The sequence below is a fragment of the Sphingobium sp. Leaf26 genome (assembly GCF_001421665.1).
Taxonomy (GTDB): Bacteria; Pseudomonadota; Alphaproteobacteria; order Sphingomonadales; family Sphingomonadaceae; genus Sphingobium.
Genome location: NZ_LMKV01000023.1, coordinates 112048 through 128844, shown reverse-complemented (window position 1 = coordinate 128844; position 16797 = coordinate 112048). Strand labels below are relative to the sequence as shown.

Sequence of the window (16797 nt, the reverse complement as noted above, 5' to 3'; positions counted from 1 at the left end):
CGGACCGGTGTGATGGCGGGGATCATCGCGACCCGGACAGGCGGGGTCAAACATCTTTTACGGATGCACAAGAAGGATCTGTATACTTTCGACAAATGTCATCTGTCGAAAACTTGCGTCAGTTGGACGGCGGCGGTTGGACGCAGAGTGGACGCAAAAAATCGGCGGCGATGGCTATGCCATCCCGCTGATAATTCGCTTCTTCCTGTGAAGAAAGTTGGTCGGGGAAAGAGGATTCGAACCTCCGGCCCCTGCCTCCCGAAGACAGTGCTCTACCAGGCTGAGCTATTCCCCGACCGATGCCGAAACCGCTTTGTGGGCGGCCCCGTAAGGCAGGAGTGGGCCTATAGAGGGGGCATTCCGGGCTGGCAAGCGGGCAATGACGTTTTTTTGCAGCGATCGCAAAATCATCAGAGCAGACCCTCTGCGCGGAAGCTGAAGCGGGTATTGCCAGCCTGGATGACATGGTCTGCAAGCTGCATGTCGAGCGGGCGCAGGCGGCGGGCGAGCAGGCGGGTCAGCATGATGTCGTCTGGGCGGGGCAGGCAGGATGTGCCGACGGTGCGTTGCTGGATCAGGGCCAGCCATTGGCCGTCCATCGCCAGCAGCCGGCCGAATGTCCCGCGCCAGTCCGGTTGCAATGGAATGATGCCGTGGGGCCGCCACTCAGCATCAAGCAGTGCGAGCAGGAACGTGTCGCGGTCCATCATGGCGCCAGCATGACGGAACGGGCGGGGCGCATGCCAGCACAAGATGATCCATTATGGAGTGGCGCGCCAGATTGGCGCGGCGGCGGTGCTGGGCTACAGCCGGACGATCCAGACTCGCATGCCCAGGAACCTGCCTTGACCGATATGTCTTCTTCGTCCGCTCCCCATTATGAGCAGCAATATCTGGACCTGATGCGGTATATCTGGCGTCACGGCGATGAGCGTGTCGATCGCACCGGCGTCGGCACCCGCTCGATCCTGGGTGCGACGATGCGATTTTCGCTGGCGGACGATGCCGTGCCGCTGCTGACCACCAAGCGCGTCTATTGGAAGGTCGCGGCGCGGGAGATGCTGTGGTTCCTGACCGGCGACACCAACATCCGCGAGTTGGTGAAGCAGAATGTGCATATCTGGACCGACTGGCCGCTCGACGTCTATCGCCGGGCGATGGGGGAAGCGATCGACCGGGATGCGTTCGAGGCGCGAATCATCGCGGACGAGGATTTCGCGCGGCAATGGGGCGATCTGGGGCCGGTCTATGGCGCGCAATGGGTGAACTGGCCGCGTTATGAACCGACGGGCGACGGCCTGTTCCGCCGTGCAGAACAGGGCCATAACCAGATTGCCGGGCTGGTCGATGCGATTCGCACTACCCCCGGATCGCGTCGCCTGCTGTTCACCGGATGGAATGTCGCCGAAGTTTCGCAGATGGCGCTGCCACCCTGCCATATGACTTACCAGTTTCAGGTCGCCAATGGTCGGTTGAACGGCCTGTTGTTCCAGCGCAGTTGCGATCTGGGGCTGGGTTTCGCCTTCAATATCTTCGGCCTGTCGATGATCACCCGGATGCTGGCGCAGCAATGCGACCTGGAGCCGGGCGAGGTGGTCTGGCAGGGCGGGGACGTCCATCTTTACCTCAACCATGCCGATCTGGTGGAGGAGCAGATGTCACGGATTCCGTCCGGCACACCGAAATTGCGGATCAATCGGCGGGCTTCGACTATCTTCGATTATCGCATCGAGGATTTCGAGGTGAGCGATTACGCGCCGCAGGCTCATATTTCCGCGCCGGTCGCTGTCTGAAAGCCGTCCAGGAGACAGCGAGTTGGACAGTTGATCGTATGACAAAAAGGAAAAATGGGTAAGGAAGGCTTGCCTTTCGTGGCGTTGTAATTTAATAATTGCACCAAGCAATATTATTGCAATGCACCATAGGAGGCAGGATGAGCGATCCCATTGGATCAGGCGTCACGCAAGGGCAGGCCGGGCGGAATCTTCCGCCGCTGCGCCTGCATGTGCCGGAGCCGCCCGCGCGGCCGGGCGAGAGCGCCGACTTCACCCATTTCGACATCCCGGCCGCCGACGCCGCGCCACGTCCCGACGAGACGACGCAGCCTGGCGACATGCGCGACCTGGCCTATGGCCTGGTCCGCGTGCTGGATGAGGATGGCGCGGCCGTCGGCGCCTGGAACCCCAAGCTGCCGCCTGAAACGCTGCTGCGGATGTTGCGCACCATGGCGCTGACCCGCGCCTTCGACGCCCGCATGTTCCGTGCCCAGCGGCAGGGCAAGACCAGCTTCTACATGAAGTCGACCGGGGAAGAGGCGGTGTCGATCGGCGCGGCGCTGGCGCTGGCGCGCGATGACATGTGTTTCCCCAGCTATCGTCAGCAGGGTATCCTGCTGGCCCGCGACTGGCCTCTGGTCGACATGATGAACCAGATTTATTCCAACACCGGCGACCGGCTGAAGGGCCGCCAATTGCCGATCATGTATTCTGCGCGGGAGGCGGGTTTCTTCTCCATTTCCGGCAACCTGACCACCCAATATCCACAGGCGGTGGGTTGGGCGATGGCGAGCGCGGCGCGCGGTGACACCCGTATCGCGGCGACATGGTGCGGCGAGGGATCGACGGCGGAAGGAGACTTCCATTCGGCCTGCACCTTCGCCAGCGTCTATCGCGCGCCTGTCATCATGAATGTGGTGAATAATCAGTGGGCTATCAGCAGTTTTTCAGGTTTCGCCGGAGCGGAGGCGACGACCTTCGCCGCGCGCGCCGTGGGCTACGGCATTGCCGGACTGCGGGTGGATGGCAATGACATCCTGGCCGTCTACGCGGCGACTCGCTGGGCGGCCGACCGGGCGCGGGCCAATGGCGGGCCGACGCTGATCGAGCATTTCACCTATCGCGTCGAAGGGCACAGCACGTCGGATGATCCGACTGCCTATCGGTCCGCCGAGGAAAGCAGCCTCTGGCCGCTGGGCGACCCGATCGCGCGGTTGAAGCAGCATTGTATCGCGCTTGGAATCTGGGACGAGGATCGCCACGCCGCGATGGACAAGGAACTGGCCGAACTGGTCCGCGACGCCGCCCGTGAAGCCGAAAAGAACGGTATCCTCGGCCACGGCCTGCATCATCCGATGGAAAGCCTGTTCGAGGATGTGTTCGAGGAGATGCCCTGGCACCTCAAGGAACAGCAGCAGCAGATGCTGGACGAATGGAAGGCGGCGGGGCTGTGATGGGGGCGTGCCTTAATCCTCTCCCCACGGGGAGAGGATATCGTAGCTTAGCAGCTTGCTGCTTAGCGAAGGTTGGAGAGGGGGCTGCGTCCGCTCCTTCCTCAACCGTTATTCCCCCTCTCCAAGCTACGCTAGCCAGCAGGCTGGCAAGCTTCGCTATCCTCCCCCCTACAGGGGCGAGGAAAGGATCGCGCCATGACTGATATTCAACACATGAACATGATCCAGGCGATCAACAGCGCCATGGACGTCATGATGGAGCGCGACCCCACCGTGGTCGTGATGGGCGAGGATGTCGGCTTTTTCGGCGGCGTGTTTCGCGCCACCGCCGGGCTTCAGGCGAAATATGGCAAGAACCGCGTGTTCGACACGCCGATCACCGAATGCGGGATCATCGGCGTGGCGGTGGGCATGGGCGCCTATGGCCTGCGCCCGGTGCCCGAAATCCAGTTCGCCGACTATATCTACCCCGCGCTGGATCAACTCGTGTCGGAAGCGGCGCGGCTGCGTTACCGATCGGCGGGTGAATTCATCGCGCCGATGACGGTGCGGTCGCCCTTTGGCGGCGGCATCTTCGGCGGCCAGACGCACAGCCAGTCGCCCGAAGGCATCTTCACCCATTGTTCGGGGATCAAGACGGTGATCCCGTCCACCCCCTATGACGCCAAGGGGCTGCTGATCGCCGCTATCGAGGATAATGACCCGACCATTTTCTTTGAACCCAAGCGCATCTATAACGGCCCGTTCGACGGCCATTATGATACGCCGGCGAAGAGTTGGGCGGGCCATGCGGACGCGCAGGTGCCGACCGGCTATTATCGCATCCCGCTGGGCAAGGCGCGGATCGCGCGCGAAGGGCAGGCGCTGACCATCCTTTGCTACGGCACGATGGTGCATGTGGTGGAGAACACAGTCGCCGCGCACGGTGTCGATGCCGAGATTGTCGATCTGCGCAGTCTGGTGCCGCTGGACATCGACACGATCGAGGCGTCGGTGCGCAAGACCGGGCGCTGCCTGATCGTGCATGAAGCGACCCGGACCAGCGGTTTCGGCGCGGAATTGCTCGCCCAGGTGCAGGAACGTTGCTTCTATCATCTCGAAGCGCCGATCGAGCGCGTCACCGGTTTCGACACGCCTTATCCACATAGTCTGGAATGGGCCTATTTCCCCGGCCCGGTGCGTATCCGCGAAGCTATCAACAAGATCATGAAGGACTGATCAGTCATGGCGCTGTTCACATTCAAGCTGCCGGATATCGGCGAAGGCATTGCACAGGCGGAAATCGTCGGCTGGCACGTCAAGGTGGGCGAACGGGTCGAGGAAGACCAGCCGATCGCGGACATGATGACCGACAAGGCGACGGTCGAGATGGAAAGCCCCGTCGCGGGTACGGTCGTGCGGCTTGCCGGCGATCCGGGTGACCAGATTTCGATCGGCGCGATGCTGGTGGAGATAGAAGTGGAGGGCGAAGCTGCGGTCGCGCCGCCGCCGTCGGATGAGATGATCGAGGCGGAAGTGCCGGGTGAGGCGGCGATTGCGGAAGCAACGGAAACTCCCCTCCCTTCGAGCGAGGCGCCGGGGGTGGGTGGCGAGCGTAGCGAGCGTTCTGTCGTTGCAGATGTTGAACCGCCTGCGGCGGCACCCACCCCCAACTCCTCCCTTGAAGGGAGGGGAGAAAGGGTGATCCTCGCCTCCCCGGCCGTGCGTGCCCGCGCCAGAGAACTGGGCGTCGATCTGGCGCAGGTGAAGCCCGGCGGCGATCATATTCGTCACGCCGACCTCGACGCCTATCTGCTCTATGGGCAGGGGCAGGGTTATCGTCCGGCCGGCCGGTCCGCCAGGCGCGCCGATGAACAGGTCAAGGTCATTGGCATGCGCCGCCGGATCGCGGAGAATATGGCCGCGTCCAAGCGCGCCATTCCGCATTTCACCTATGTCGAGGAAATCGACGTGACCGCGCTGGAGGAACTGCGCGAGCAGTTGAACGCCCATCGCGGCGACCGGCCCAAGCTGACCATGCTGCCATTGCTGATCGTGGCGCTGTGCAAGGCGTTGCCGGACTTCCCGATGCTCAACGCCCGTTATGACGATGAGGCGGGCGTGGTGACGCGGCATGGCGCGGTGCATCTGGGCATGGCGACGCAGACGGATGCGGGCCTGATGGTGCCGGTGATCCGGGATGCGCAGGACCGCAATGTGTGGCAGTTGGCGACCGAAATCCGCCGCCTGGCCGAGGCTGCGCGGTCCGGCAAGGCGAAGTCGGAGGAACTGTCCGGTTCGACCCTGACGCTGACCTCGCTGGGGCCGCTGGGCGGGATCGCCACCACGCCGGTCATCAACCGTCCGGAAGTCGCGATCATTGGCCCCAATCGCGTGATCGAACGCCCGGTCTTCAAGGGCAAGGAGATCGTCGCGGCGAAGCTGATGAACCTGTCGATCAGTTGCGACCATCGTGTGGTGGACGGCTGGGACGCGGCCAGTTTCGTGCAGGCGGTGCGCAAGCTGCTGGAGGCGCCGGCCTTCCTGTTCGTGGACTGAGGATAAGTGCGGGCGGTGTCATGCCGCCCGCCCCTGTTCAGCGCATCACCGCGCGATAGCTGAGGCGGCCGGCGCGGCCGGGCTGTACCATGTCGGGCAATTGCCAGCGGATATGGGTCACGTCCTCCGCCACGGCCCGGCGCACCCCGCCCAGCGGCGTGGGGAGCCATATCTGGTCGAGCCGCCCCCAATGGCTGCCGCCATCGACCGAAACCGTCATCGTGGGATCGCTGATGTCCGGGCGGATGCCGCGCGGCACCGGGCGGGTGACGGCGAAGTCGCGCAGCGCATGGCTGCCATCATTGCGCCAGTGGACGATGACGATCAGCGTATCGCCGGGGCTGACGCGATCCGCGCTCGCCAATGTCCGGCGCGCGCGGCCGTTAATGTCGTTCGACACCCGTTCCACGAACATCTGCGTGTCGAGACGCATCGCCGGTTGTGCGATCGCCGCGCCCGTCATGCCGCCCATGATGCCGGTCGCCATGCCCGCCGCCCCGGCGAGCCAGGCCATTAGCCTGCGCGTCATAGTCTTCCCCGTTGTTTCGCCCCTTGGCGCCTGTCCCTAGCAGCCGAGCGCAAATATTTGGTTAAGCTCCTCTTTTCCTTGAGTACGGTCCTGCTGACGCCCTTTGTAAATTGACGCTGCACCGCAGGCGGCGCACATCGGGGCGAACGAAAGGGGAATCGGGCGTGCCATTGACGGATCTGCAAGAGGTCAACCGGCGTCGCGACCGGCTGCTGGCGTCGATCGCGCTGACATCGGGTATCGGCCTGTTCCTGGCGCTGCCCTTTGCGCTGCGGGCGGGGGCGGAATTTTTCCTGCCGCTCACGGCTGCGCTGGTCATCGCCATCGCGCTGGTGCCGCTGCTGGAATGGATGGAGCGGCGCGGCCTGCCTTCCGGCCTGGCGGCTTTGATCGCGGTGGTGAGTTTCCTGCTGGTCGCCAATACCGCGCTGGTGCTGATCATCGTACCGGCGACCGACTGGTTTCTGATATTGCCGCAGCGCCTGCCGCAGATACAGGCGAACCTGGCGCCGCTGATCGACTTCTATGCCAGTCTTCAGCGGTTCGTGGATGAAACCGTGCAGATGCTGGCGACCGGCCCGGTCGCGGCAGCGCAGACGGCGGCGGTCGATGCGCCGCGATCGCTGCTGCAATTCGCCGCGACATCGGCGCCATCGGCGATCATCCAGATGGTGTTCGCCCTGCTCATCATCTATTTCTTCCTCGCCGGCTGGACCCGTCTGCGGCGGCGCACGATCAACTCTCGCGGGAGTTTCGACGGCGCGATGGCGGTGGCGCGGGTGATCCAGAATGTGGTCGACGCGACATCCGCCTATGTCATCACCATCGCCATCATCAACCTGTCGCTGGGGCTGGCCGTGGCGGTCGCGCTGTGGCTGATCGGCATGCCGTCGCCCTTGATGTGGGGCGGCATCGTCGCGCTGCTGAATTTCGTGCCCTATTTCGGGCCGATGCTGGCCGCCGTGCTGCTGGGGCTGGGCGGGCTGATGGTGTTCGACGACGTCTATGTCGCGTTGCTGCCGGCCGGATTGCAGGTCGGCTTCCATCTGGTGGAAGCGAACGTCATCACGCCGTTGTTGCTGGGCCGGCGGCTGACGATGAATCCGCTGTTGATTCTCCTGTCGCTGACCTTTTGGGGATGGGTGTGGGGCACGCCGGGCGCGCTGCTGGCGGTGCCGTTGCTGATCATCATCCAGACGGTGGTGGCGGCGGCAGGAACGCCCGATATTGCCGGTTTCCTGTTCGAGCAGGGCACGTTGACGGTATCGCGGCGCAAAGAAAATGACGAGAAAGAGGAAACTGGCGGTGCGGACGGTTGACAGCATCGCAGGACGCTCATAGACGGCGGCTCCACACCAAACGCGGGTGTAGCTCAGTTGGTTAGAGTGCCGGCCTGTCACGCCGGAGGTCGCGGGTTCGAGCCCCGTCACTCGCGCCACTTTCCCTGACCGGAAGGTGGATATGGTGTTCCAGACTGCATCGTCTGGCGGCTGAAAAGCCGGTAAAGATGTCGCCCTGCGCGGGTGTAGCTCAGTTGGTTAGAGTGCCGGCCTGTCACGCCGGAGGTCGCGGGTTCGAGCCCCGTCACTCGCGCCACCTTCCTTGACCGGAGGGTGATTTCCCCAGATATTGCATCATCTGGCGGCTTTCGAGCCGGTAAGGATGCAGCGCCTGCGCGGGTGTAGCTCAGTTGGTTAGAGTGCCGGCCTGTCACGCCGGAGGTCGCGGGTTCGAGCCCCGTCACTCGCGCCATCGCTTTTCAAAGGCGATGGGAATATAGGGTCAGCGCCAGCGCCCGGTTTCCATCCAGGCCAGCAGCCGCCGCAGCGGCAAGATCCAGATCCACACGATCCCCAGCACGACATAGATCGGCACCTGTGCCCAGACCGGCAACGCGCCGATCAGGCCGGACAGGCTGCCCACCATGATGGCCCACAGCGCGATCAGCGTCACGATTGCCAGCATGCCGGCGGGCTTGCGCCAACTGGGCTGATGATAATGGCGCGGGTCTATGCTCATAGCGCCGGTCCTTCGATCAGTTCGACTTCGGTCATGATGATGTCCAGCGGCAGATCCCATGGATCGGCGGGCACGTCGTCCAGTTCCTGCGCGGACCAGGCGATGCCCACGCGCAGCGCATCGGGAAAGCGGGCGAAGGCGCGGTCATAATAGCCGCCGCCCTGGCCCAGCCGGTTCATCGCCCGATCGAAGCCCACCAGCGGCGCGATGATGACGTCAGGCGCGACGGCGCCGTCCCTGGGTTCGGGATGGCTGGTGCGGAACAGGCCCGGCACCAGATGAGTCTCCGGCGCCCACGGCAGGAAATCCATGCTGCCCAGCCGGTCAAGCACGCGCGGCAGGGCCACGACCTTGCCCATGGCCTGCAACTGCGCCGCCATGCGCTGCGCCGGGGCTTCGTCATCCAGCCCCATATAGAGCGCAACGATCCGTGCGTCGGCAATCCGGCGGGCGAGGGGGGACGGGATCGCCTTGAACGCCAGCCGATGCGCCAGCGGGTCCAGCGTGCCGACGAAGCCGCTGCGCCGTTGGCGCGCGATGGCCCGCAGGCTGTTCTTGTCGGCGGCGGGCGTCTCGTCGCTCATGATGACCTTATCGGACTTGAAGATGGAGGAGGGTGACGGGACCGCCTCGGCCGTGTGCTGGAATATCCTCTGACGCCTCAACGTCAGGTGGGGACCATGTAGAACGGGCCGGAACCCGCCCAGGGACAGCCCCCTTGGATGTGATTATCGCCTCAGGGATGTTCGCTAAAGCTCGTACCGCGCAGTGCCCGTCGCCGACCAATCTAGGCGTTGTCGGTCCGTGCGGCAAGTCGCTCGCGCAGCTTTTCTATTCGGCCAGCCAGCGCCTCGATCGCGCGGGCGCTCGGTTCGTCGTCGCCATCCAGTTGCAGTCGCGCTTGCCGCCCGGCGTTTTCGCGCTTCAGTTCGTTCAATTCGTCGGCCAGGAACAGCGCGGCGAACAGCAATGTGCGCACTTCCGTCAGCCCCGGCGTGCTTTGCTGCGCCACCCGCGCCTTGCCCTCGATCAGGCTGGCCAGATGCGCCAGATGCGCTTCCTCGCCATCGCGGCAGCGGATCTGATAATGGCGGCTGGCGATCACCAATGTCGTTTCAGCCATGCGCATGCCCTTTCAGCGTGTCGATCAGATCGTCCAGGGAGCGCAACGCGGCGCGCGCCGCCTTCTGGTCCACAGTGGGGAGGGGATCGGCCGGGGTCGTCAGACCCGCCACATCCTGTTCAAGCCTGCTCACTGCACGCTCCAGCGTGCCGATTGCCTGCATCATGCGGTCGCTTGCCATCGGTCATCCATAGCGAAAGAAGAGGCCCTGCAAAAGCGCTCTTTCGGGTCGTTCGCCGCGTTGCAGGCGCCCCTGCGGTTGACGCATGGGGCTTGACGCGACAAAGGGGGCGCGATCTCGACTCGCCTGCATGCGCGCGGGCGCCGTCGCTTGCCATGCTCAGGAAAGACGCCAGCCCAGATGACCGTTTCCGAAAAGTCGCTCGCCAACGCCATCCGGGCGCTGTCAATGGACGCCGTGCAGGCTGCCAATAGCGGCCATCCCGGCATGCCGATGGGCATGGCCGACGTCGCGACCGTGCTGTTCGGCGATTATCTGAAGTTCGACCCGACCCAGCCCAAATGGGCAGACCGCGACCGTTTCGTCCTGTCGGCGGGCCATGGTTCGATGCTGATCTATTCGCTGCTGCACCTGACCGGCTATGCCAGGCCGACGATCGAGGACATCGCCAGCTTCCGTCAGTTGCACAGCCCCTGCGCCGGCCACCCGGAGAATTTCGAGCTGGCAGGCGTCGAAGCGACCACCGGGCCGCTCGGTTCGGGGCTTGCCACCGCAGTCGGCATGGCGATCGCCGAGCGTCACCTCAATGCGCAGTTCGGCGACGATCTGGTCGATCACCGCACCTGGGTGGTCGCCGGTGACGGCTGCCTGATGGAAGGCATCAACCATGAGGCGATCGGCCTTGCCGGTCACCTGAACCTCGGCCGCCTGATCGTGCTGTGGGACGATAACAAGATTACCATCGACGGCGCGGTCGACCTGTCGAGCAGCGAAGATGTGCTGGCCCGCTATGCCGCCACAGGCTGGCATGTGGTGTCGTGCGATGGCCATGACGTCGCCGACGTCCGCCGCGCGCTGGCCGAAGCGGTCGCCGACAGCCGCCCTTCGATCGTCGCCTGCGCCACCAAGATCGGCTATGGCGCGCCGAACAAGGCGGGTACATCGGGCGTCCATGGTTCTGCGCTGGGCACCGACGAAGTCGCCGCCGCGCGCGAATTTCTGGGTTGGACCGCCGAGCCATTCGTCATCCCGGCCGACATAGCCGACGCCTGGAAGGCGATCGGCGCAAAGGGCCGCGACGTTCGCACCGCCTGGGAAGGTCGCCTGGCAAGCAGCGAGCAAGCTGCGGAATTTACCCGTCGCATGGCTGGTGAACTGCCCGCCGACTTCTCGCTGGAAGCCTATATCGACAGCCTGATCGCGAACCCGCAGAAAGTCGCCACCCGCAAGGCGAGCGAACTGGCGCTGGGCGCGATCAATGATCTCTTGCCCGAAACGCTGGGCGGTTCGGCCGATCTTACCGGCTCCAACAATACCAAGACCAAGTCGACCGGCCCGCTGACGAAGGACGACTATAGCGGTCGTTACGTCTATTATGGCATCCGCGAATTCGGCATGGCCTGCGCGATGAACGGCATGGCGTTGCATGGCGGCGTGATCCCCTATGGCGGCACCTTCCTCGTCTTCTCGGACTATATGCGCGGCGGCATCCGTCTTGCCGCGCTCCAGCAGCAGCGTGTCATCCATGTCCTGACCCATGACTCGATCGGTCTGGGCGAAGACGGCCCGACCCACCAGCCGATCGAACATGTCATGTCGATGCGGATGATCCCGAATCTGGACGTCTATCGCCCGGCCGACATCGTCGAGACGGCGGAATGTTGGGAACTGGCGTTGAAGGATGCGACCGGTCCGTCGGTGCTGGCGCTGACCCGCCAGAACCTGCCGCAGTTGCGCACGGAAAAGAGCGAGAACCTCTCGGCCAAGGGCGCCTATCGCCTCGTCGCCGCCACCGCCGCGCGCAAGGCGGTGATCCTCGCCACCGGTTCGGAGGTCGAGATCGCGGTCGCCACCGCCAAGGTGCTGGAAGAACAGGGCATCGGCGTCGATGTCGTCTCCGTACCCAGCTTCGCCCATTTCGATGCGCAGGACGCCGCCTACAAGGCTGACATCCTGCCCGCCGATGTGCTGCGCGTCTCGATCGAGGCGGGCACGACCTTCGGCTGGGAACGCTATACCGGCCTCAATGGCCTGCGCTTCGGCATCGACGGCTTCGGCGCGTCGGCGCCGGCGGAAGACCTGTACGATCATTTCGGCCTGACCGCCGCCAAGATCGCGCCGCAGATCGCGGCCGCGCTCTGACATATAGCGCGCGCCGCCGGCCGGTGGCGCGCGCACCACAAACCTATAACCGAACAACACACCCCAGGAGGCTAGTGCAGTGGCAACGAAGGTAGCAATTAACGGTTTCGGACGTATCGGTCGCCTGGTGGCGCGCGCAATCCTGTCGCGCACCGACCATGACCTGGAACTGGTCAGCATCAACGATCTGGGCGACGTGAAGTCCAACGCCCTGCTGTTCAAGCGCGACAGCGTGCATGGCAACTGGAATGGCGACGTCAGCGTCGATGGCGATTTCCTGGTCGTCGACGGCAAGAAGATCAAGGTGACGGCCGAGCGCGATCCTGCCAACCTGCCGCACGCCGACCTGGGCGTCGAAATCGCGCTGGAATGCACCGGCATCTTCACCACGAAGGACAAGGCGAGCGCGCATCTGACCGCCGGCGCCAAGCGCGTCGTCATCTCCGCGCCCGGCACCAATGTCGATCGCACCGTCGTGTTCGGTGTCAATCATGACGCGCTGACCGCCGATGACATCGTCATTTCCAACGCGAGCTGCACCACCAACTGTCTGGCTCCGCTCGCCAAGGTGCTGAACGATGCGATCGGCATCGAAAGCGGCTTCATGACGACGATCCACAGCTATACCAACGACCAGAATACGCTGGATCAGTTGCACAGCGACATGCGCCGCGCCCGCGCCGCCGCCCTGTCGCAGATACCGACCTCCACCGGCGCCGCCCGCGCGGTGGGTGAGGTACTGCCCGAATTGAAGGGCAAGCTGGACGGTTCCTCGATCCGCGTACCGACCCCCAATGTCTCGGTCGTGGATTTGAAGTTCATTCCCAAGCGCCCGACCACGAAGGACGAGGTCAACGCCCTGCTCAAGGCGGCGTCGGAAGACGGTCCGCTCAAGGGCGTGCTGGGGTATTCGGACGAACCGCTGGTGTCGATCGACTATAATGGCGATCCGCGCAGCTCGACCGTCGACAGCCTGGAAACGGCCGTGGTCGATGGCAAGCTGGTCCGCGTGCTGAGCTGGTACGACAATGAATGGGGCTTTTCGAACCGCATGATCGACACCACCGGCATCGTCGCGAAGTTTCTGTAATATAACGAACGGATAGGCTCCGTTCGCCCTGAGCTTGTCGAAGGGCCTTTCTTTTCTGCGAGGAACAGGACAGGGCTTCGACAGGCTCAGCCCGAACGGGGCTGAGGATTCAGGGGAAAAGACATGACCAAGCCCTTCAAGACGCTCGATGACATGGGCGATATCACCGGCAAGGTGGTGCTGGTGCGCGAAGACCTGAACGTCCCCATGCAGGATGGTTCGGTCAGCGACGACACACGCCTGCGCGCGGCGATGCCGACCGTGCTGGAACTGGCCGATCGCGGGGCCAAGGTGCTGATCCTCGCCCATTTCGGCCGGCCCAAGGGCCAGAAGAACCCGGAATATTCGCTGTCGAAGATCACCCGTCCGCTGACCCAGGTGCTGGGCCGCGACGTGCAGTTCATCCCCGACTGCCAGGGCCAAGCCGCGACCGACGGCATCGCGGTGATGCGCAACGGCGACATAGCGATCCTGGAAAATACCCGCTTTCATCCCGGCGAGGAAAAGAACGACCCGGCGCTGGTGGAAGCGATGGCCGCGATCGGGGACATGTACGTCAATGACGCCTTCTCCGCCGCGCACCGCGCCCATGCCTCGACGGAGGGTCTGGCGCACAAGCTGCCTGCCTTTGCCGGTCGGTCCATGGAAAAGGAACTGGACGCATTGCAGGCCGCCCTGGGCGAGCCGGTGAAACCGGTAGCGGCCGTCGTGGGCGGCGCCAAGGTGTCGACCAAGCTGGACGTGCTCAACAACCTCGTCGCCAAGGTCGATCATCTGATCATCGGCGGCGGCATGGCCAACACCTTCCTCCATGCCCGCGGTGTCGATGTCGGCAAATCGCTGTGCGAGAAGGATCTGAGCGACACGGCCGAGGCGATCTTCGACAAGGCGGAAGCTGCCGGCTGCATCATCCATTTGCCCTATGACGTAGTCGTGGCGAAGGAATTTGCCGCCAACCCGCCCAGCTTGCGCACCTGCAATGTGCACGAAGTGGCTGAGGACGAGATGATCCTGGACGTCGGCCCGGCCGCAGTCGAGGCACTGGGCGATGCGCTCAAGAACTGCCGTACGCTCGTCTGGAACGGCCCGCTCGGCGCGTTCGAGATCGCGCCCTTCGACGCGGCGACCGTCGCGCTGGCGAAGACCGCCGCCGCGCTGACCAAGGAAGGTCAGTTGGTTTCGGTCGCGGGCGGCGGCGACACCGTCGCGGCGCTCAACCATGCCGGCGTGGGCAGCGACTTCAGCTTCATCTCGACCGCCGGCGGCGCTTTCCTGGAATGGATGGAAGGCAAGGACTTGCCCGGCGTGAAGGCGCTGACCGTCTGAACAGTGGTTGGCAGGGGCGTCAGCGGCTGACGCTGGCGCCCCGGTCGAACAGCAGGAAGGCGAGGGTGGCGATCCCGCCAATGGCGGCACCCGCCAGCGCGCTCGCGGTCCAGCCGCCTGCTTCATAGGTGACCGACCCGATCACCGATCCCAGCGCGCCGACAAGGAACATGACCGTCACATAGGCGGCGTTGATCCGTCCGCGCGCGTGGGGATCGAGCGAGAAGATCAGCTTCTGCCCGGTGATCTGGCTCATCTGCACCGCACCGTCGATCAGCACGGCCATGATGGTGAAGCCGATCAGGCTGCCAGCCGCGACCGTCCAGTCGGCCAGCAGGAAACCCAGCGTCAGGCCAGCAAGCCCGATCAGCGAAGCGGGGCGCGTCAGGCGGCGATCCGCCATCCATCCCGCCACCGGCGCCACCAGCGCGCCGCCAGCCCCGGCCAGCGCAAAGGCGCCGATGCCGGCATGGCCCAGATGAAATTCATGGATCAGCGCCAGCGGCGCGGCGGTCCAGAACAGGTTGAAGGCGGCAAACATCGCCGCCTGATAGAAGGCCCGCATCCGCACGACGCGATGCACCACCAGTTGCGAGAAGGTCGAAGCCAGCACCTGACCATAGTGCATGCCACCCTTGGGCTGGCGTTTCGGGCAAGCGGCGAGCAGCGCGGCCCCGACCATCGCCATGACGATCGCCGACACGATGAAGGTCGCGCGCCAGCCGACCGATCCGGCCAGGAAATTGGCCACCGGGCGCGACAGCATGATGCCGAACAGCAGGCCGCTCATCACCGTACCCACCACGCGGCCCTGTTTTTCCGGGCTGGCGAGGTGCGAGGCGAGGGGGACCAGCACCTGCGCGCCGGTCGCGCCCACGCCGGTCAGGATCGACGCGATCAGGAAACTGGCCGGCCCGCTGGACAAGGCGATGGCGATGCAGCCGATGATCGTGGCTACGATCGACGTCAGCACGATCCGCCGGTTTTCGAACAGGTCGGCCAGCGGCACCACCAGGAACAGCCCGGCGCCATAGCCCAGTTGGGTCAGCGTGGTGATGAGGCCCGCGACGCTGGCCGACATGCCGATTTCCGGCCCGATCACGTCGATCAGCGTTTGCGCATAATAGAGATTGGCGACCATCACGCCGCATCCGACCGCCATCAGCAGCAGGGCGGCGGGGGACAGGTCGGCGGGTTTGGCGGCGGTGATGCTGGTCATGCCTGCCCTATGGGTCTCACGCCGCAACCTTTCAACCCACAGGCTTGGGATTCATTGTGCAGCGCAGCATGGTGTCGGCCAAAAATCCCGGCGATCCGCCTTGCGGTGCGGCATGGGACTGGCTACCAGCCCGTTACCGGCGATCATCGATAAAAGGTCGCGCCCGGTGGGCGGATGGTGGAGCATCCGCCGACAAGATCATTATGTGCCGCCATCGGACGGCGCCCAAGGGAAGGTATGTGCAGATGCTGGATCAGGACATGAAGCAGAAGATCGCGACGGGCCAAGGCTTTATCGCCGCGCTCGACCAGAGTGGCGGATCGACGCCCAAGGCGCTCAAGGGCTATGGCGTGGAGGAATGCGCCTGGTCGAGCGAAGAGGAGATGTACGGCCTGATCCACGCGATGCGCAGCCGCGTCATCACCGCGCCGCCCTTTACCGGCGACAAGGTGCTGGGCGCGATCCTGTTCGAGCGCACGATGGACGGCGTTGTCGACGGCAAGCCGACCCCCACCGCGCTGATCGAACGGGGCGTCGTGCCCTTCATCAAGATCGACAAGGGGCTGGAGGATGAGGCGAACGGCGTGCAGTTGATGAAGCCCAATCCGGGCCTCGACGCGTTGCTCGCCCGCGCCAAGGGGCTGGGCGTGTTCGGCACCAAGGAACGCTCGGTCATCAACCTGGCCAATCGCGAAGGCATCGCCGCCGTGGTCGCGCAACAGTTCGAAGTCGGCAAGCAGGTGCTGGCCGGTGGCCTGATGCCGATCATCGAGCCGGAAGTGAACATCAAGTCGCCCGAACGCGCCGAGGCCGACCAGATTCTGCTGGAGGAAATCCTCAAGAATCTCGATGCCTTGGACGATGGTGTTCAGGTGATGTTGAAGCTGTCGCTGCCTGCGAAGGCCGGCCTGTTCGACCCGCTGGTCGACCATCCCGCCGTGCTGCGCGTGGTCGCCCTGTCGGGCGGTTTCGCCCGTCCCGAAGCCTGCGCGGAACTGGCCAAGAATCGCGGCATCATCGCCAGCTTCAGCCGCGCGCTGCTGAACGATCTGCGCCACCAGATGACCGACGCGGAATTCAACGCCTCGCTCGGCGAAGCGATCGATGAAATCCACGGCGCTTCGGTCGCCAAGCAACCGGTCGCGGCATAGGATGACTGCTGACGCCGGGCAGGATGATAATCCGCCCGGCGTCCTGCTTTTTTCCTATGACCGGGCTATCGCGCCGATGATGTGGGTCGTGTTCGGGCTGATCTGTATCGAAGCGGGCGTCACGCACTTTGTGGACGCACTTTGGAACGGGCCGGTTGCGATTTTTCTTTCCGTGCTCAGCCTGGCGAGCGTGGCCTGGCTGGTCTGATTCATCTGTTCGTTTCGAAAATGCCCTGTGCGCCTGGGAGGC

The 16797-nt window shown here is 64.3% G+C and carries 17 protein-coding genes and 4 tRNA genes; 13 read left to right on the top strand and 8 right to left on the bottom strand.

Going from position 1 to position 16797, the window contains the following annotated elements:
• Positions 1-218 precede the first annotated feature (218 nt).
• A tRNA-Pro gene (locus tag ASE85_RS14555) sits at positions 219-295 on the bottom strand.
• 115 nt (positions 296-410) lie between these two features.
• Positions 411-710, bottom strand: a complete 300-nt coding sequence (locus ASE85_RS14550) for a JAB domain-containing protein (protein ID WP_056689704.1) — start codon at positions 708-710, stop codon at positions 411-413.
• A gap of 144 nt (positions 711-854) precedes the next feature.
• Here ASE85_RS14550 and thyA point away from each other — a divergent pair, with 144 nt between their 5' ends.
• The 4 genes from thyA to ASE85_RS14530 all read left to right on the top strand — a co-directional run bounded on the left by thyA (position 855) and on the right by ASE85_RS14530 (position 5767).
• On the top strand, positions 855-1793 hold the full coding sequence (thyA, locus tag ASE85_RS14545) for a thymidylate synthase (protein ID WP_056690203.1): 939 nt from the start codon (positions 855-857) through the stop codon (positions 1791-1793).
• Positions 1794-1933: 140 nt separating this feature from the next.
• Entirely contained in the window at positions 1934-3229 is a 1296-nt protein-coding gene (locus ASE85_RS14540; RefSeq protein ID WP_056689700.1) for a 3-methyl-2-oxobutanoate dehydrogenase (2-methylpropanoyl-transferring) subunit alpha, read from the top strand.
• Between the two features lie 213 nt (positions 3230-3442).
• Entirely contained in the window at positions 3443-4447 is a 1005-nt protein-coding gene (locus ASE85_RS14535; RefSeq protein ID WP_056689697.1) for an alpha-ketoacid dehydrogenase subunit beta, read from the top strand.
• Between the two features lie 6 nt (positions 4448-4453).
• Complete coding sequence (locus tag ASE85_RS14530) at positions 4454-5767, top strand: dihydrolipoamide acetyltransferase family protein (RefSeq protein ID WP_056689694.1); 1314 nt, start codon at positions 4454-4456, stop codon at positions 5765-5767.
• Positions 5768-5804: 37 nt separating this feature from the next.
• Here the strand turns inward: ASE85_RS14530 and ASE85_RS14525 are convergent, their stop codons facing one another.
• Entirely contained in the window at positions 5805-6281 is a 477-nt protein-coding gene (locus tag ASE85_RS14525; RefSeq protein WP_443018534.1) for a hypothetical protein, read from the bottom strand.
• A gap of 179 nt (positions 6282-6460) precedes the next feature.
• Between ASE85_RS14525 and ASE85_RS14520 the strand changes: the two genes are divergently transcribed.
• The 4 genes from ASE85_RS14520 to ASE85_RS14505 all read left to right on the top strand — a co-directional run bounded on the left by ASE85_RS14520 (position 6461) and on the right by ASE85_RS14505 (position 8048).
• Positions 6461-7615, top strand: coding sequence for an AI-2E family transporter (locus ASE85_RS14520; protein WP_056689691.1), 1155 nt, complete (start codon positions 6461-6463; stop codon positions 7613-7615).
• Between the two features lie 42 nt (positions 7616-7657).
• Positions 7658-7734: transfer RNA gene (locus ASE85_RS14515), tRNA-Asp, on the top strand.
• Between the two features lie 81 nt (positions 7735-7815).
• Positions 7816-7892: transfer RNA gene (locus ASE85_RS14510), tRNA-Asp, on the top strand.
• A 79-nt stretch (positions 7893-7971) separates the two neighbouring features.
• Positions 7972-8048, top strand: a tRNA-Asp gene (locus ASE85_RS14505).
• Positions 8049-8078: 30 nt separating this feature from the next.
• Here ASE85_RS14505 and ASE85_RS14500 read toward each other — a convergent pair.
• The 4 genes from ASE85_RS14500 to ASE85_RS14485 form a co-directional block, all read right to left on the bottom strand.
• A complete protein-coding gene (locus ASE85_RS14500) occupies positions 8079-8315 on the bottom strand; it encodes a DUF2842 domain-containing protein (RefSeq protein WP_056689689.1) in 237 nt (78 codons plus the stop codon).
• The gene (locus tag ASE85_RS14495) at positions 8312-8899 is read right to left on the bottom strand and encodes a 5-formyltetrahydrofolate cyclo-ligase (protein ID WP_056689686.1); all 588 of its coding nucleotides are present in this window, start codon (positions 8897-8899) and stop codon (positions 8312-8314) included. The genes ASE85_RS14500 and ASE85_RS14495 overlap by 4 nt, the downstream gene beginning before the upstream one ends.
• Positions 8900-9102: 203 nt before the next feature.
• Entirely contained in the window at positions 9103-9438 is a 336-nt protein-coding gene (locus ASE85_RS14490; RefSeq protein WP_056690196.1) for a cell division protein ZapA, read from the bottom strand.
• The gene (locus ASE85_RS14485; protein WP_056689683.1) at positions 9431-9619 is read right to left on the bottom strand and encodes a hypothetical protein; all 189 of its coding nucleotides are present in this window, start codon (positions 9617-9619) and stop codon (positions 9431-9433) included. Before ASE85_RS14485 ends, ASE85_RS14490 begins: the two co-directional genes overlap by 8 nt.
• A gap of 180 nt (positions 9620-9799) precedes the next feature.
• On the opposite strand from ASE85_RS14485, the gene tkt reads away from it, so the two are divergent.
• The 3 genes from tkt to ASE85_RS14470 all read left to right on the top strand — a co-directional run bounded on the left by tkt (position 9800) and on the right by ASE85_RS14470 (position 14177).
• Positions 9800-11761, top strand: coding sequence for a transketolase (gene tkt, locus ASE85_RS14480; protein WP_056689680.1), 1962 nt, complete (start codon positions 9800-9802; stop codon positions 11759-11761).
• Positions 11762-11840: 79 nt separating this feature from the next.
• Entirely contained in the window at positions 11841-12851 is a 1011-nt protein-coding gene (gene gap, locus ASE85_RS14475; RefSeq protein WP_056689676.1) for a type I glyceraldehyde-3-phosphate dehydrogenase, read from the top strand.
• Between the two features lie 123 nt (positions 12852-12974).
• Complete coding sequence (locus ASE85_RS14470; protein WP_056689673.1) at positions 12975-14177, top strand: phosphoglycerate kinase; 1203 nt, start codon at positions 12975-12977, stop codon at positions 14175-14177.
• A 19-nt stretch (positions 14178-14196) separates the two neighbouring features.
• Here the strand turns inward: ASE85_RS14470 and ASE85_RS14465 are convergent, their stop codons facing one another.
• Positions 14197-15396 (bottom strand): MFS transporter, encoded by a 1200-nt coding sequence (locus ASE85_RS14465; protein ID WP_056689671.1) that lies wholly within the window; start codon positions 15394-15396, stop codon positions 14197-14199.
• A 245-nt stretch (positions 15397-15641) separates the two neighbouring features.
• Between ASE85_RS14465 and ASE85_RS14460 the strand changes: the two genes are divergently transcribed.
• Entirely contained in the window at positions 15642-16547 is a 906-nt protein-coding gene (locus ASE85_RS14460; protein WP_056689668.1) for a fructose bisphosphate aldolase, read from the top strand.
• Position 16548: 1 nt separating this feature from the next.
• Positions 16549-16755, top strand: coding sequence for a hypothetical protein (locus ASE85_RS23985; protein WP_235523548.1), 207 nt, complete (start codon positions 16549-16551; stop codon positions 16753-16755).
• The last annotated feature ends 42 nt before the right edge of the window (positions 16756-16797 follow it).